Source organism: Paenibacillus sp. CB74 (assembly GCF_055687625.1).
In genome coordinates, this window is the sequence record NZ_CM146009.1 from 2,400,503 (window position 1) to 2,416,814 (window position 16,312).

12 protein-coding genes are annotated in these 16,312 nt (G+C 45.5%); 2 read left to right on the forward strand and 10 right to left on the reverse strand.

What is annotated here, in order from left to right; translation table 11 throughout:
- Positions 1-131: 131 nt before the first annotated feature.
- Positions 132-1,181 carry a 2,3-butanediol dehydrogenase gene (locus ACX9NY_RS10530; protein WP_339242147.1) on the reverse strand — a complete coding sequence of 350 codons (1,050 nt, stop codon included), beginning with the start codon at positions 1,179-1,181 and terminating at the stop codon, positions 132-134.
- Between the two features lie 388 nt (positions 1,182-1,569).
- On the opposite strand from ACX9NY_RS10530, the gene ACX9NY_RS10535 reads away from it, so the two are divergent.
- Positions 1,570-2,607, forward strand: a complete 1,038-nt coding sequence (locus tag ACX9NY_RS10535; RefSeq protein ID WP_339242145.1) for a LacI family DNA-binding transcriptional regulator — start codon at positions 1,570-1,572, stop codon at positions 2,605-2,607.
- Between the two features lie 124 nt (positions 2,608-2,731).
- Here the strand turns inward: ACX9NY_RS10535 and ACX9NY_RS10540 are convergent, their stop codons facing one another.
- Positions 2,732-3,700 (reverse strand): D-2-hydroxyacid dehydrogenase family protein, encoded by a 969-nt coding sequence (locus tag ACX9NY_RS10540; protein WP_472478544.1) that lies wholly within the window; start codon positions 3,698-3,700, stop codon positions 2,732-2,734.
- Between the two features lie 80 nt (positions 3,701-3,780).
- Positions 3,781-4,362 carry a TetR/AcrR family transcriptional regulator gene (locus ACX9NY_RS10545; protein WP_472478545.1) on the reverse strand — a complete coding sequence of 194 codons (582 nt, stop codon included), beginning with the start codon at positions 4,360-4,362 and terminating at the stop codon, positions 3,781-3,783.
- Positions 4,363-4,590: 228 nt separating this feature from the next.
- Between ACX9NY_RS10545 and ACX9NY_RS10550 the strand changes: the two genes are divergently transcribed.
- Positions 4,591-5,811, forward strand: coding sequence for an MFS transporter (locus ACX9NY_RS10550; RefSeq protein WP_472478546.1), 1,221 nt, complete (start codon positions 4,591-4,593; stop codon positions 5,809-5,811).
- Positions 5,812-5,987: 176 nt separating this feature from the next.
- Here the strand turns inward: ACX9NY_RS10550 and ACX9NY_RS10555 are convergent, their stop codons facing one another.
- From ACX9NY_RS10555 to ACX9NY_RS10585, 7 genes are all read right to left on the reverse strand, one after another.
- Entirely contained in the window at positions 5,988-6,461 is a 474-nt protein-coding gene (locus ACX9NY_RS10555; protein ID WP_342572772.1) for an SRPBCC family protein, read from the reverse strand.
- A gap of 162 nt (positions 6,462-6,623) precedes the next feature.
- Positions 6,624-7,715 carry an HD-GYP domain-containing protein gene (locus tag ACX9NY_RS10560; protein WP_339242137.1) on the reverse strand — a complete coding sequence of 364 codons (1,092 nt, stop codon included), beginning with the start codon at positions 7,713-7,715 and terminating at the stop codon, positions 6,624-6,626.
- Positions 7,716-7,998: 283 nt separating this feature from the next.
- The gene (locus tag ACX9NY_RS10565) at positions 7,999-9,834 is read right to left on the reverse strand and encodes a UbiD family decarboxylase (RefSeq protein WP_342572771.1); all 1,836 of its coding nucleotides are present in this window, start codon (positions 9,832-9,834) and stop codon (positions 7,999-8,001) included.
- A 212-nt stretch (positions 9,835-10,046) separates the two neighbouring features.
- Entirely contained in the window at positions 10,047-11,378 is a 1,332-nt protein-coding gene (locus ACX9NY_RS10570; protein WP_472478547.1) for a sensor histidine kinase, read from the reverse strand.
- Between the two features lie 2 nt (positions 11,379-11,380).
- Positions 11,381-12,049: a response regulator transcription factor gene (locus ACX9NY_RS10575; RefSeq protein WP_339260783.1), complete on the reverse strand. Its 669-nt coding sequence runs from the start codon at positions 12,047-12,049 to the stop codon at positions 11,381-11,383.
- Positions 12,050-12,077: 28 nt separating this feature from the next.
- Positions 12,078-14,042 carry an ABC transporter ATP-binding protein/permease gene (locus ACX9NY_RS10580; RefSeq protein ID WP_472478548.1) on the reverse strand — a complete coding sequence of 655 codons (1,965 nt, stop codon included), beginning with the start codon at positions 14,040-14,042 and terminating at the stop codon, positions 12,078-12,080.
- 287 nt (positions 14,043-14,329) lie between these two features.
- Complete coding sequence (locus ACX9NY_RS10585; RefSeq protein ID WP_472478549.1) at positions 14,330-16,261, reverse strand: S-layer homology domain-containing protein; 1,932 nt, start codon at positions 16,259-16,261, stop codon at positions 14,330-14,332.
- Positions 16,262-16,312 lie beyond the last annotated feature (51 nt).

The following is a 16,312-nucleotide window of genomic DNA, read 5'->3' on the forward strand; positions in this document are numbered from 1 at the left end:
ACATTTTGTATCTTTTTCATACTATGTAAAACCATCTGTACATGCAACAAATTTCGCCCGATCTGGACAAAAAAAGTAGACAACCACATCTGTTGATGTGTTGTCTACTCGTTCTTACTATCTTGTGGATTCTATTCTGCTTTAACCAGAATCTTAACCTGATTTTTCTCTTTTAGTAGTGCTTCAAAACCATGTTCCACCACTTCATCCAACGAGATTCGTTTGGTTACCAGCTTGTCTGCGGGGAAGAAACCTTTATCCATCAGACTGATGACTGCCGGGAACACATCGCGATAACCGATAATGCCGTTGACCGTACGCTCTTTCATAACAATAGAGTTCGGATGAATCGGTGCTTCCTGTTCAAAAATACTTACGATCATCAACTCTCCACCAATACGTGTGGAATCGATGGCTTGTTGCAGCACACGTGGTACACCGGTTACTTCATAAGCTACGTTAACGCCACCTTGTGTACGCTGATGGATTTCTTCTACGACATTGAACTGTGTTGGGTCAATCACAATCGCACCCAGTTCTTCGGCTTTAGCTTTCCGTTCGTCCGATAATTCCACAACATAAATATCAGAAGCTCCCGAGGCCTTAAGTGCTTCAATGACCAATAATCCAATCGGGCCAGCACCAAACACGGCTGCCGTATCGCCCACTTTCAGCTTGCTTTGGCGCACAGCGTGAAGTGCTACAGCCGAAGGTTCAACCAGTGCACCTTGCTCATACGAGATTGAATCCGGTATGGCATGGACCATGTATTCTTCAGCAGTTACATATTCGGAGAATCCGCCTCCGCCTCCAGCGAGTCCAAGGAAACCCATTTTATCGCACAGATTGTATTTACCTTGTTTACAAGCTTCGCAGTGTCCACATGCGTAGATCGGTTCTACAACTACACGATCGCCCGCCTTGAAGCGTGTAACGCCTTCCCCTACCTCAACCACCTGTCCTGAGAATTCATGCCCCATGACTACAGGCGCTTGTTCCCCTGTTAGCGGATGCGGTGCTTGAGCCGGAATAAAAATCGGACCCGCTGTGTACTCGTGCAAGTCACTGCCGCAGATGCCGCACCATTCCACTTTTATTTTGACCTTACCTTCTTCAGGATGAGGTTCGTTAATATTTTCGAGACGTAAATCTTTGACTCCGTGCCAACGTAATGCTTTCATTCATTTCATCTCCCAGATCATAATTTATAGTATAATCGGAAACGTTTCCGTAAGTTAAATATGTCACATTTTAGATACGCTGTCAAACATATTTCTACACTAATATGTCTATTTCGTGATCATATCGAGTTTTAATTAAGAACGCTTACATTTTTATTAAAGTTATTTTAGCGTATTGTGTAACCGCTCTAATCCAAGTTATTAAGATATATCCTGGCAAATAATACTGCAGACGGAATGAAATATAATCATACTTCGGCATAAATGTGGTCCAATCACGGGATACTTCATAGCTCAAATGTTATAATTAAGTTATATACTTAACGCGAAGTGCATACATATCCCTAAATATTCGGAATCGTTTCCGATAAAGTGAGGTAAACGTACATTGAGGAAAGAACAGAAACTGACGATCAAGGACGTGGCTGAGCGTGCCGGCGTGGGCATCGCTACCGTATCCCGGGCCATCAACAATTCAGAAGGTATAAGCAGTAAAACACGAGATAAGGTGATGAAGGCCATTGAAGAACTGGGTTTTGTACCCAACACCTCCGCACAGAGTCTGAAAATCCGGCAAACGCACCAGATCGCGCTCGTTGTACCCGACATACGTAACGCCATTATTCCGGAGATTTCATGGTCTGTTGAGCAAACGGCGAAGCAGCATGGTTACCATGTCGTGCAGATCAATACGGCAGGCAATGCCCGTACCGAGTTGGAGACAATACGTAATGTGAAAAAATTGCATGTAGATGGATTGATCTTCATGCCTCTGGCCTATCCCAAAACGTTACCCGGACTGATTGATAAAGCCCCGCTCCCCATCTCTATGATTAACTACGGCAAGAAACTGGAACCGGGAATGAGGGCAGATATCGTCTCTCTGTCTCAACCCGAAGGCAAACTGGTCATGGAGCATCTGTTCAAAATTGGGCGGACGCGAATTGCCTATGCCGGTGCACCCAAAGACATTATTGAAGAGCGCTTCCGTGCTTATGAGCAAGCTGTAGGCCATGTGGACATTTCTCTCGTCTACTTTGGTGAGGACTTTTCATTGAATACAGGTGCCAATGCTGCAGATTATTTCTACGGACTCACGCATATGCCAGATGCAGTCTATGCCATTAATGATATGGTTGCCATCGGATTGGTTAATCGGTTCAAGGAGTTGGGGGTTCGTGTACCTGAAGATGTGGCTGTAGTGGGTGTAGATAACAATCAGTGGACCACGGTCTCGTCTCCGCAGATTAGTTCTGTGTCCATTATGGGTGAGGAGGTTGCCAGACTTGCTACCGAACTGTTGTTAAAACGGATTCGGGAGATGAACACGACCGATTACGAACACATTCAATTCGAACCACGCTTAATCGTTCGTGAATCAAGCGTCGCCATGATTCATTCTTCCCAGCGAGGACGACACAGTTAGATTTGTTTTGCTACACAGATACTCTAAAAAGGTGTTGCTCAGGTCTAACTTTTTCCTGGCAGCACCTTATTTGTCTATAATCCCATATATCTAAAACTACGTCTTTATTCAGCACCGTTTTTTTCTAAGGAAGCATTTGCCTGATCGGTGTTCCGTTCAGGAACATCGCTATGTTTTCTACGGTGTGACTATAATAGATCTCATAATTGCCACGAGTCACATAACCCAGATGCGGTGTAGCCAGGACATTGGGCAATGTTCGCATAATATGGTTAACCGGCAGCGGTTCCTGCTCATATACATCCAGACCTGCGCCAGCAATCAAACCACGCTGTAATGCATCTACCATAGCTTCCTGATCAACAATACCCGCTCGAGACGTATTAATGAATAGCGCACTTGATTTCATTTGTTGAAATTCGGCTTGTCCAATCAGATTGCGCGTACGATCACTTAATACCAGATGAACGGATATGATATCGCTCTGTGCAAGCAGTTGCTCCTTGGTCTCGGACCAAATGACACCATGTTTTTCGGCTTTCTCTCGTGTCAGATTCTCGCTCCAAGCCATCACATTCATGCCAAATGCTTGTGCGATCTCAGCCATGCGAGTGCCTATCTTGCCCAAACCGAGCAATCCAAGTGTTCTCCCATGCAGATCCAATCCTACAGTGCTCTGCCAGTTTCGATTGGAGCGAAGTGCATTATTCTCCGTAACCAGCTGTCTGGACAGTCCCAGTATTAGCGCCCACGTCAGTTCCGTTGGAGGATTAGAGCTTCCCTCGGTTCCACATACAATGATCCCTTTTTGCTCCGCAGCCTTAAGGTCTATGGACGCATTACGCATACCACTTGTAATCAGAAGTTTCAGCTTAGGGAGCTGCGAAATAACCCTCTCCGGAAATGGTGTACGTTCTCGCATCAGGACCACAATATCGAATTCCTGCAATTCTTGAATGACTTTTTCTTCCGAGCCCATATAGTTGTTGAATGTCTGAATCTCCACCCGATCCATCAACGAACTCCAGTCTGCCGACGTCAGCGCAACGTTTTGATAATCATCCAAAATTGCACAGCGCAACTTCGTATCCATCTCTGATCTCCTCCTATATCTGCTCACTTCTTAAACATATTGTAGCAACTCCGCATCACTTTAAACAGAATAAATCCCTATTACTGCAGCAAAGACAGCGTAACCTGAATGCTCTGCTCTACAAACAAGCGGTCCGGTCCTGATTTCATCAGTACAGTTAGTCCGATCATGGATACAACCAAAGACTGTGCTACCGCACTCGCATTCAAGTCAGCGGACAATTCCCCGCTCTGTTGGCCTTTTTCAATCGTTTCCTTGAAAAGAACACCCAGATACATCTGATGCTCCCGTGTGAGGACAGCGAATTTGGGGTCATGTGGAGCCAGCTCAACCATCGTATTAATGCAAAAACAGCCATGACTAGGCTCGGTTACACTCCCTTCAGCTCCAATATGTTCAAACAGCCCACGGAAGGCTTCTCGCACCGTGGAGGCCTGTTGAAGTCTGGCTCTGACTTGGGCCGCATGCTGCGTGGTATACCTGCGAAGTGCGGTTTCGAATAATTCCTTTTTATCGCCAAAAGCCGCGTACAGACTGGGACGTTGAATGCCCATTGCGGTCGTCAAATCACTCAAAGATGACGCTTCGAACCCCTTGTCCCAAAACGTATGCATTGCTGCATCGAGTGCTTTGTCCGTATCAAATTCCCGTTGTCTAACCATACATTCCACCTCTTTATGTATCGTTCAGTATATTTATATTGTAATCTCAAAACAATGAACAGGTCAAACATAACACATTTTAGCATTGGATAAACCTAGCTTAAAAGTGTTTTTCACCAAATAAAAGTCTTAGCTAATCCTCTATTGACAGAATCCACGTTAATAAAGTAAGGTTATCCCGAAACATATCATACCAATCAGTACAAAATAGAAAGGTGACAACCATTCATGCAAACTTCTTCTCCAGATGCACAATTATCCAATAAGGATCGTCCTGCCATGTCAAGGTTAGTTGCTCTTCTCTTTGCCGTGTGCAGCGGACTTGCGGTCGCCAATATTTATTATGCTCAGCCTTTGCTGGACTCCATTGCTCAAGAGTTCAACCTCTCTCCATCATCCATAGGGATCGTCATCACAGTGACTCAAATATGTTATGCCCTGGGGCTGTTCCTTCTCGTTCCGCTCGGGGATCTCTTAAACCGCCGCAAGTTGATAATTATCCAAATGCTCTTATCCGTACTTGCACTGGTTCTGGTAGGAACCGCAAAGTCCAGCTCACTTTTATTCACGGGTATGGCCGTCGTAGGTCTACTCGCGGTCATTACACAGACATTGGTTGCCTTTGCTGCACACTTGGCAGCCCCTACCGAACGTGGTCGTATTGTCGGGCAGGTCACCAGTGGAATCGTCATTGGCATATTACTTGCACGAACGGTTGCAGGTACGCTTAACGATTGGCTCGGGTGGAGATCGGTGTATCTCTTCTCTGCCAGCTTTACTTTACTCGGAATTGTCGCCTTATATCTTGTTCTCCCAAGGCAACAGTCCCCACAAGTAAAACAAAGCTATGTCCAATTACTTAGCTCTGTCTTGCAACTGTATCGTGAGTTGCGTGTATTACGAGTACGAGGTGTACTGGCGATGCTGATTTTTACAGCCTTCAGCATCTTGTGGACTTCCATGGTTCTGCCACTAAGTAGCCCTCCACTGTCCCTGTCTCATACGCTTATAGGTGCATTCGGTCTCGCAGGAGCGGCCGGAGCAATGGCCGCTGCCCGTGCAGGTAAACTCGCCGATCGGGGCCTTGGGCAAAAAACAACCGGTATCTCTCTTGTCATTCTGCTCTTGTCCTGGCTGCCCATCTGTTATGTCCATCACTCGTTGTGGTTCCTGATCCTCGGCGTTATCCTGCTCGATCTCGCCGTGCAAGCCGTACATGTTACCAACCAGAGCCTGATCTACGAAGTTCGTCCCGAAGCACAGAGCCGCCTGACGGCAGCGTATATGATCTTTTACTCCATCGGCAGTGCAACCGGCTCCATCGTTTCTACCCAGGTGTATGCATGGGCGGGTTGGACAGCGGTTTGCTGGTTAGGTGCGGGTGTTAGTGCAGCAGCACTTCTGTTCTGGATGATTGATCGTCATATGCATCGGAATCTCGATCGTTGAATTAGTCCAGTTTATTCCACACCACAATAAAGAGGGTTGCCAAAGGACCCAACAACAGGGAAATCAGAAACCAGTTCCGACCACTTCTGTTTTTCCCTGTGCAAGTCCGGCATTAATCAAGGCAAGGGTGCCCCAACCTACATAATATTCATTATCCATCAAACGTCTTCTCTCCTTTATTCCTTCAATTCCGGATACTGCTCAAGGATCACTTTGAGTTTACGGTTACGACTCTCCAGAAATGCCAGCATATATCTCTTCAGCACAAGTCGCTCCGTTGCCCACCCTAGCAATCCAAGTGGTGCTTCAAACCGCAGCGTGTCTCTCATGCATGTCATCTGTTCTGCAATTGCGCTGAAATGATGTTCATGTCGCATGCTCTTGAAAGCCCCCTTCTCCATCTGATCCACAAATAAAAACGGTTGTTCAAACTGCACAATTCGGGACTTCAACTTCTGTCTGACACCCAGGTGGGTAGCCTGAAAGGTAACGGTATCCCCGGCTCCAATTTTTCCTGTGGTTACTCCAGCGACCGCTCGTTCTCTCGTATGTTTCCAGACAGTCTGTGTATGTAGGTCAATATCCCGGGCATAGTCAAAGCACCGTTCAATCGAGGCAAGTATCGTAATCTCTGTTGTCACTTCAATCATGACGATCGCTCCTTGGCAGGAAAAATAAGGTCTCTGCAAAGTATAACCTTGCTTCGTTGATCGAACAACACAGCAAAGGGGGATATAACAAAAAAAGGGCCCCTGTCTTAGTACAGGAGGCCCGTCTTTCATGCATTGGCAGAATGGCAAAGGCTGCCGATATTAAATAAGCAATTCATCAATGGCAAGCGTACGCTCTTTGGAAAGATCGCGATATTCTTCCGACTCCACTTTGATAAGCGGTTTGAAAATATCAGACGTATTGTTCATGACAATAACACCTTTTTCTCCATTGCTGAGCAGGACTTGTTTTCCGATAAAATTAGGAAGTAAATGTTGCATCAATGCCTGAACCGGCTTTTCATTCAATTTACCAAATCCCATTCCATAAATATCTCTTAGGTTGTTGATGAGGTTTGGATTGCTTCCCCCGTGACTCCCGGATCTCATGCCGATATAGATATCAGCTACAGATACGATCTGGGTATAGGGGTGAATTTCACTTTTCTCAAGTTGCATTGGATAACCCGACCCATCTTCCCGCTCGTGATGTTGCAGAGCAACCAGTGCTGTCGCTTCATCCGTCATGGAATTTTTGATGATTTCATGTCCATATATCGTGTGACGCTGCATTTCAAGCTGCTCGTCCGCTGTCAACGGTTCTGTTTTGTTCCGAATCCGGTGGGAGACTTTGCACTTTCCAATGTCATGCAGATAACCACCGCGACTAATCTGATAACTCTCTTTTTGAGAATATCCAAGCCAGTTCGCGAGGTAGAAGGACAACAATCCGACTTGAATTGAATGTGTATAGTTATTGACATCATCCCGCTCCAGCATCATCAGGAGATGAACGACATCTTTCTGCTCATCCAGTCCTTCAACCATCGGTTGCAGTGCATCATCCACCATGGTGGCGTTGAACTTGCCAACAGTCAGAGCTTCAAGAAAAGCATTTTGATAATTATGTACGGTCTGAATAAATTGGGACTTCATCTCTTCTTCTGGCGGCTCTTCCTTCGTACTTGTACTTAACCCGGAAGCATGCTTGGCGGCTGCAGCAAAAAATTCTGCCTCAGTGATTTCCTCTTCGCGTGATTCAATATCTACATAATCTACACGGTGCTGCATAAGCAAGGTAATATCCTCACCTCTGATTACTGTTCCCTTCCCGAGAACGTGTAATCCTGCATCGCTGAATGTATCCGCAGTCAGACGGTCTCCGTCTTGCAGGTTCATAATATGGATTCTCAAATCGGTATTCCCCCTGAACAATTCATTATAGTAACAGCACCCAATGGAACGGGGCCACAAAAATACCTATACTTCTTTATATCGTTATAATTCTTCATTTCATACATAGTTCAAACGACCTTAATCACAAAGGTAAATACGAACATGTAAGACTTTATCCTCACTCCAATATCCAAATTAGTCCCGGTTTTAAACTTTTACACACCTTTGTGTCTTATCGCTGGATCAGAGCAAGCCAAAGAAGTTCAAACGCTCCGTTTGAACTTCTTTAAGACAACTCGTATTAGATTTTGATTGAACCCAGACTTGCCCCTTTAACAAATAAACGTTCAATGCTCTTCTCAACCGAAGCATCGGGAATCAGTGGCGGTGCCTGGTGAGGTTTGGTCCGCGCATCAATAATCACCTGATCACAACCCCAATGCTTGTGGTCATATCCGCTATTAACTCCATACATATCATGTGAAGGGTTACTCCGGGTAAACGTGGCCCACAAGAAGTTACTGAGATTAGCACTCAGGAACGAACTGTCATCACAGAGGATAATCATCGGGCAAGAGTCCAGACCTCCCTGTTCTTTCAATAGAGAAGTGAATGCTTGCATCTCCTGCGCTGTATCCGCATAACTTGTGAAGGCTGATGTCTGGATTGCGACGATGCCCGGCATGATGAGCTGTGGATTTTCATATCCGCGTATGTTTTTCAAAGACTCCGGAACTTCCGTACACAGATCCCGAACCTTGTCCCCATATGCGGCAAACACAACCTTGCTTCCGCTGTTCAGTCCTGTACCGGAGTAATCCAGCGTATCAATCGTTGTATGCGTGTGGAAATGAATATCCCGTTGCAGGTCGATACGCTCCAAAATATAGGTCAGGAATTCAACTTCCTTATGGGTATCCAGAGGCTGCTGATCCTCAGCAGTTATAAACAGGTACTTCGCCAGACTGAGCTGACCTGTACCCAAAATACGGTTGGCAATCGTAAGCAGCTCTGTTGGCTGTTTCACCGCCTGATACGGCGTATACCGTTCACTGCCGATGGCGAACAGTAATGGATGGACCCCTGCCGCATCGACTGCATGTACTTCTTTGACGCCCGGAATCTCCTGTTTAATGGCATCCCCTGTAATCTCATGTATCAAATCACCAAATGCCGTATCCTCTTGAGGCGGACGACCCACAACCGTAAAAGGCCAGATGGCATTAGGTTTGGCATAGACTTTGTGCACACGCATTAACGGGAATTCATGTGTCAGACTGTAATAACCCAGGTGATCCCCAAACGGTCCTTCCGGCTTCGTCTCGCCTGGGTAGATATCACCCGTGATGACAAAATCAGCATCATTACTGATGCAATACCCGTCCTTGTAACTGTACCGGAAGCGACGTCCGGCGAGCAAACCGGCAAATGTCATCTCACTAAGTCCTTCTGGCAGAGGCATAACGGCTGAAAGTGTATGTGCTGGTGGACCCCCAATGAAAATGCTGACTTTCAGTGGTTCTCCTTTTTTGACCGCTTTGGCTTGATGTATCCCAATTCCGCGATGAATCTGATAGTGTAATCCAATTTCTTGGTTTAATTCAAAATCATTGCCATTCAGTTGAACCCGGTACATTCCCAAGTTCGAATTCATGATGCCGGGTTTATCTGGATCTTCGGAATACACTTGCGGCAGTGTCACAAATGCCCCGCCGTCCATGGGCCAGTGTTTGATTAGGGGCAGATCCGAGATTTGAATCTCTTGTGCCGACACGGGTAGGCTGATAGACTTCTGTTTCGGCAGCGCCTGCCATGCGGCAAGACCAGTGCGGACATGCTGAAACGGCGTCTTAAGCGCCTTCATCGGATCGTCACGAACAGCCATGACCCGTTGTACGCCTTCGAGCGTACCGCGGAACATGAATTTGCTTCGTTCCACTGTGCCGAACAGATTCGATACAGCCTGGAACTTCGAGCCTTTTACATTTTCGAATAACAATGCCGGGCCTTTAGCCTCGTGCACTTTCATATGGATGGCTGCCATTTCCAGATGAGGATCAACCTCTTCTTTGACCCGAATCAAATGACCGTGCTGCTCCAGATCGTTAATACAATCTTCCATATTGCGATAGTTCATTGAATGGCTCCATTCTGTGTATGATAAATTGATTAAGTTCATAGATTCACATAACGTCTCTTCTATTTTATCAAATGATTCACTGCTAAACAAAACTATATATGAAATTTTGTTGAGTATCCTAATATCAAAAAAAGCAATATGAAGCAATCTGAATCCTGAACGTACAGGAGCCGATTGTATTCATATTGCTGCTTTCAATTCTGGGTTGCCTAAGATGTGATAACCGATCTGGGAATCGTGACTATAAACTGCGTACCTTTTCCAACTTCGCTCTCTACATCAATGGTACATTGATGCAATTTCAAAATTTTAATCACAATGGACAACCCTAACCCATTGCCTCGAAGTGAGCTGCTTCGCGCTTTGTCCACCATATAGAATCGATCAAAGATATACGGGAGGGCTTCCGCAGGTATTCCTTGTCCAGAATCTCTAATCAATACCTTCACGAATGAAGATGACGTCTCAATCTCGACATGAATGGTACCCTCAGAACCGGTGTATTTGATCGCATTGTTTATTAAATTCTGCCAGACTTGATCAAACAAATCTTTGTCCACGGTGATCTCGCAGGGCAACAAGTCCAATTCGATCTGTATATCCTTCTGCGACCACTGCGGCTCCGCCAATAAGATCGCCCTTCTTAATTGTTCATCGACCTGGAAGGTGGTGAAATGAACCGGATGATGCTCCGAATCCAGCGAGGCTAGCCGAAGCAGATTATCACTGAGCCTCGATAAGCGCAGCGTTTCCTCATAGATAATATCCAGATGCTCTTTCTGCTCTTCCAAAGGAATAACACCATCCTGCAGTGCTCTGGTAAATCCCCTGATCGAAGTGAGCGGAGACTGCATTTCATGAGAGACGTTACTGACAAAGTCATCACGAACCGAATCGATTTTTTGCAACTCACTGGCCATATGATTAAAGCTCTCCATCAGTTCCCCGAACTCATCCTGATTGTTATGTTTCAAGCGAACAGACAGGTCACCTGATGACATCTCCTTCGCCGCAACCGTTAACCTCTTAATCGGTTTCACAATGTACCCGGACATGAACAGGATTAATAGGCTACCAATGACCAGTACTGTTAATAGTGAGGTTAAGAGCGTGTTGCGCAGTGTGTGAAAAAGAGAAGAGAAATCGCTTTGTATCAGAAATGTGCCGATCCCCTCGTTTGTTCCGGGAACACCTATGGTCGCAATGCCATCTTTACTGGATATAAACATGGCATCGGTTGTCCCCGCCTCAAATAACGAATGAACTTTATCCTCTGGCAAGGAAGACAACACGTCACTTTGTTCATTCACGGGCGTGATATTTAAGCCATAGCGGGCAAAGATATCGAAGCTTGATTTCACTTTTTCCGGATCATCGATCAGGTTAATCATTGTAGCGATGTCTTCAGCAAAGGTAACCATAAAACGATTCGGCGCTTTTTCGCGGGACCCGTTATTGATCATAAAGGAGAGAATCAAACTCACCAGAACAATCCCGATAAAGGTAGCTACAATTCGAAGTCGCAGGCTCTTCCTCAGCATCTTCATGCCCGCTCCAGTCGATATCCAAGTCCTCTTATCGTTGAGATTACCAGTTCAGGTACTGGTTCAAGCCGTTCCCTTAACCGCTTGATGTGCACGTCGACTGTACGCTCATCGCCTTCATAATCGATGCCCCATAGATCATCGATAAGCTGTGTACGTGTGAATATTTTCCCTGGCGAACTCGCCAGAGAAAATAACAATTCACATTCCTTCTTTTTCAATTCAATCGTTTGTCCGTCCGCAACGACCATCAGATTGCCCAAATCAATCGTTACACCGCTAATCTGAATGATATTCGATGAACTTTTGTTATATCGTTTCAATAACGATTTTACACGCAGGATTAACTCCACAGGATCAAAAGGTTTAACCAGGTAATCGTCTGACCCGGCATTAAATCCTCTGACCTTGTCCTTGGATTCTCCCTTGGCGGTGACCATCAGGATCGGAATATCCAGATAGGATCGGATATCTTCTGTCAATTCAATGCCGTCGATTCGAGGCATCATTACATCTACAATCGCCAGATCAACTTTCGTATGAGAGAGAAGATCTAACGCCTCTTGACCGTCTGCTGCTTCCAGCACGGAAAATTGATTCTTTTCAAGATAGATTCGGATTAATTTGCGGATATGGGAATCGTCGTCCACCACCAGAATCGTGTTCATGTAGCCATTATCCTTTCCGCCATTCGTTTTATTCGTATCGCAAGGATTCCATCGGGTCCAGTTTCGCCGCTTTTGATGATGGCATCAAACCAGCCACGATACTAATCGCTGTACTTACCACGAGACCAAACAAGATGTAATATCCCGAGAGATGAATCAGTTTTGCTCCAAACGCATTGTCCAGAAGTATATTTAACACATAACTTATGATCACTGCAAAGATTACCGCAATAATACCACTAAATACGCCTAATAAAGCAGATTCCGAGAAGAATATTCGCTTGATATCCTTCTTTCTCGCTCCAATTGCCCGCAGTATTCCGATCTCTTTCGTGCGTTCCACGACACTAATATAGAGTACAACCAGTATCATAATACCGGATACGATCAACGAAATGCCTGCAATACCCGCGAGTACAATGGAAGCCATACTTACGTAAGTCGTGATATTCTCCATGACCTTGGCCATCTGGGAGCCTGCGAAGCCAGCGTCAACAGCAGCTTCATTGATATCATTTACATATTTCATATCGGTGGCATAGGCATTAACCTGAATCGGTCCAATTGATATTCCTTTGTCCGAGAACATCTGCTCTAACGTCCCTGATGAGATGTATCCCGGGGATTGTTGCATTGGAGATCGTTGATCTGCCGGTTCGTAGATCCCTGAGATGGTTACTTCTTTCTCCAAAGTCACTGGTTTATTATTGCTATCCATCTCATTGATATATAGAAGCACGGACTTGCCGATCATGGAATCAGCTTGGTCATTTCCGCTTAATTTATTCGCCGTATCAAGGGGTAACATGATCTCATTTTCTGCCGGGAGAACTCCCGTTGTCATCAGTGCGGGATCAAAAGCATCCGTTAATGTCGTTAACTGCGTAAGTCCCACACTTTGTTTTTCATTCACCATCGTTGATTGGCCTGTAATAGTCGTAATTGTCTCTACATGATCCACATTAGGAAAATTGCGAATCCTCTCGATATCAGCTTCGGTGAACGGTTCACCTGTTGCCATCAAGGCTTCGGGACCTTGCATGTCTTTGGCTTCTTCACTCGGCTTGGTTATATCCACAAGCAAAGGGTCCATACTTGAATTGATTTCGTCGTTCATATACGTCGTTATCCCATTCCCCAAGGAAAGCATCAGGAGTACACTTAATATACCTATAGATCCACCTAAAGCGACCAGGACATTACGCTTGGCGTTGAGTTTCATATTTTTGAGTGCCATCTTGAAGGAAGCAAGCAAGCCCAGGCTCCGGGAAGAACCTTGACCACTTTCGTAGACAGTCGTAGAAGGATCTTTGAGATGAATATCATCACTGATGCGCCCCTCCTCTACCTTCACAATACGTGTACCGGAGTCAGCGACTTTCTGCGAATGAGTTACGGCGATCACCAGCATTCCCTTTTGGGCTATGCTGTCGAGCAGGGCCAGGATTTGATTTCCGTTTTCTCGATCCAGCGCGCCTGTCGGTTCATCTGCGAGAATAATGTCCGGATTGTTGGATAAAGCCCGTGCAATGGAAACCCGTTGCTTCTGACCTCCGGATAACTGGTTGGGACGTTTGTTCAGATGATCCTTCAGTCCAACCTCTGTTAATATATCAACGGCACGTTGATTTCGCTCTTTTTCATTGGTATCCGTCATTTGCATCGCAATCATCACATTTTCGAGGACAGACAGATGCGGGATCAGATTGAAATTTTGAAAGACAAAGCCGATATTATTCTTTCGGTAATCGTCCATTTCCTTCTCTGTCATGGCACTTAGGTTCTTGCCACGAACAACGACGTCCCCTTCATAATCGGAATCCATCCCACCAATGATATTCATCAGTGTCGACTTACCGCAGCCAGATTCACCAAGGATAGAGACAAATTCCCCCGTCTCAAAACTCAGGTTCAAACCGTGGAGGACCGGAACTCTTTCTTTTCCATATAAGGCGTATGACTTCTTCACATTTTTGACTTCTAGTATTTTCATATGGATCTCTTCCTCTCCTGATCAAGCACAATATCTATCTATTTGATGTTCATATCGTACCAAATCTGTATGAACTGATAATGAACTGGGCCATTGGCCTGTAGGAGTGGTTCAAAAGAACGATATGTAAAAAACACCTACAGCTTTGCTTGAAATAAATCATTTCAAGTAAGTGTAGGTGCAAGACAACCCGAATCCTTAGATATAAGGACTCGGGTTGTCTTATTTCGTTACTATTCTGTCATCGTAGTGTCTGTGTAAATAATCTTTAGTTCAACTTATATCGTTTAGATTAATCCGGCTTTTGCCAGCAACCTTTTCACAATCGCCGCCGATTGCGCACGACTAATATCAGCTTCTGACATCAATTTGCCATCAGCACCTTGTACCAGTTCTTGTTTAATTGCCGAAGCAACCGGCTCTGCAGCCCAAGCCTGTACTTTAGCACTATCACTATATGTGCTAAGCAGACTTGTTGTCTCTGACGCGTCGGCCTGTGCCAGACCGACCAGTTTCATCGCACGTGACACAATCGTCAACGCTTCAGCACGAGAAATTTCGCTGTTCGGACGGAAGCTGTCGTCAGCATAACCTGAGATCAGTCCGTAGGACACGGCCGTCTGAACCTCATCCTCATACCAGCTGCCAGTTTTCACATCTGTGAACGATGCCGCTTCTGTACTACGCGGTGCGTGCAGTCCCAAACCTCTTAACAGAACAGCCGTAAACTCTGCCCGCGTAATACTCCGGTCTGGCGCAAACACGTTCTCACCAGTACCTTGTACGATCAGACGGGATGCCAGATCTTGTACGTCATCCCGACTCCAGTGACTTGATATATCGCTGAATGTTGTCGGGTGATAGATCAGGGCGTAAGTACTGTTCGTCAAGCTGTTAATAATAGCAGAATCTTGCACGTTACCTTTGATAACCTTCGTCGGCACATGCAGAAGACTGCCATCTGGCTGAAGCACAACACCAGTCGTAATCTTTGAACCATCTACTCCCTCAGGCAATGTGATGGAGCGTTCTACATAAGAGTTGAAACGATCCACATTGACTTGTTGTCCATTCCAGATGGCTTTTACTTCAAAATCAACTGGAGCTGCAACCACCGTAGTATTCTGCATCTTGTCCGCTGCGGCCTGAATGGCTGATTGCTTGGATGCAGCACTAGGTGCAATAGCGATTTGAATGGTAATATCTTCGAGTGGAACAGTGCTTCCGAATTGGTTCAGAACCTGATCAATCTGAATCTGGTTTGCCGGGAGGGTGTACGTACCACTGTCTGTCTGAATGACAACTTCGGCATTACTTCCTTCCATCGTTTTAACCAGTTTGCCGTTCAGTTCACCAACGACCGCATCCTTGCCAGTACCTGTAATCGGCAGCAGAAGTGTTCTTAGTCCACTTCCAATCTGATTGATGACTTTGTCATTATCCACGTGAACAGTGGTGGTAACCAGATTGTTTACCGTTGATGTGGTAGCCGAAGCAGATTGTTCCTGTTTCTGTCCGTTCACATAGATGTCTACACCTTTGGTTACCGCTGGAGTAGAAGGAACAGGTGTAACCACTGGTGAAGTTGGCGATACGCTCCCTCCCGAGGAGGAACCTGGATTAGGTGTAGAATTACCACCGCCCGAGTTTGCTGCTGTAATTGTGATGGTTCCACCGGACAATTGAGTGTAGCTCTGATGTTCAACATTCGTAAAATGCCAATGCTCTGAATCCGTTTGATCTACAGAGAGCTGTTTTGTTCCCGGCGTCGCATTGTTTTTGGCTTTGATCTCGATATCAAACATTTGTTGTTCATCTACAATTGGATTGTTCCCTCCAGAAAAATCAACCCAAATGATCCGTACCCAGCCTTCTGCATTATTGATTTCATACTGGAAATCTGCTACACCTTCTTCATTGGAGGATATGGTGTTGGCGTTGATGGATTTAGGCGTGATCCGAACAATTTCCAGTGCAGACGTATCATAATCAATCTGCATATTATAAGCTTTCACTCCGAAATAGGATTTCTTCAATGCAACAGGTACATGAACGCTCTGCCCTGCCTGTACGCTTACATTTGCGAATTGTACTTGAGCTGCTTCTACCGGCTCTGCTCCAGCTACATTTGGCAATATGAGTGAAGAGAGTAATGTCAGTGCGATGAGACCCGACATTGTTTTTCTGATTCTGGGACGTTTCTTTTTCGGTTGAAACATGTAATAGCCTCCATGTCTGTATCAATTAATAGATCGTATGGTAAAGATAGA

What these genes read in the sequence shown, in the direction of transcription:
- ACX9NY_RS10530 (WP_339242147.1), bottom strand. Translation starts at nt 1,181, where the DNA reads ATGAAAGCATTACGTTGGCACGGAGTCAAAGATTTACGTCTCGAAAAT.
- ACX9NY_RS10570 (WP_472478547.1), bottom strand. Translation starts at nt 11,378, where the DNA reads ATGCTGAGGAAGAGCCTGCGACTTCGAATTGTAGCTACCTTTATCGGG.
- ACX9NY_RS10565 (WP_342572771.1), bottom strand. Translation starts at nt 9,834, where the DNA reads ATGAACTATCGCAATATGGAAGATTGTATTAACGATCTGGAGCAGCAC.
- ACX9NY_RS10540 (WP_472478544.1), bottom strand. Translation starts at nt 3,700, where the DNA reads ATGGATACGAAGTTGCGCTGTGCAATTTTGGATGATTATCAAAACGTT.
- ACX9NY_RS10585 (WP_472478549.1), bottom strand. Translation starts at nt 16,261, where the DNA reads ATGTTTCAACCGAAAAAGAAACGTCCCAGAATCAGAAAAACAATGTCG.
- ACX9NY_RS10550 (WP_472478546.1), top strand. Translation starts at nt 4,591, where the DNA reads ATGCAAACTTCTTCTCCAGATGCACAATTATCCAATAAGGATCGTCCT.
- ACX9NY_RS10555 (WP_342572772.1), bottom strand. Translation starts at nt 6,461, where the DNA reads ATGATTGAAGTGACAACAGAGATTACGATACTTGCCTCGATTGAACGG.
- ACX9NY_RS10575 (WP_339260783.1), bottom strand. Translation starts at nt 12,049, where the DNA reads ATGAACACGATTCTGGTGGTGGACGACGATTCCCATATCCGCAAATTA.
- ACX9NY_RS10545 (WP_472478545.1), bottom strand. Translation starts at nt 4,362, where the DNA reads ATGGTTAGACAACGGGAATTTGATACGGACAAAGCACTCGATGCAGCA.
- ACX9NY_RS10580 (WP_472478548.1), bottom strand. Translation starts at nt 14,042, where the DNA reads ATGAAAATACTAGAAGTCAAAAATGTGAAGAAGTCATACGCCTTATAT.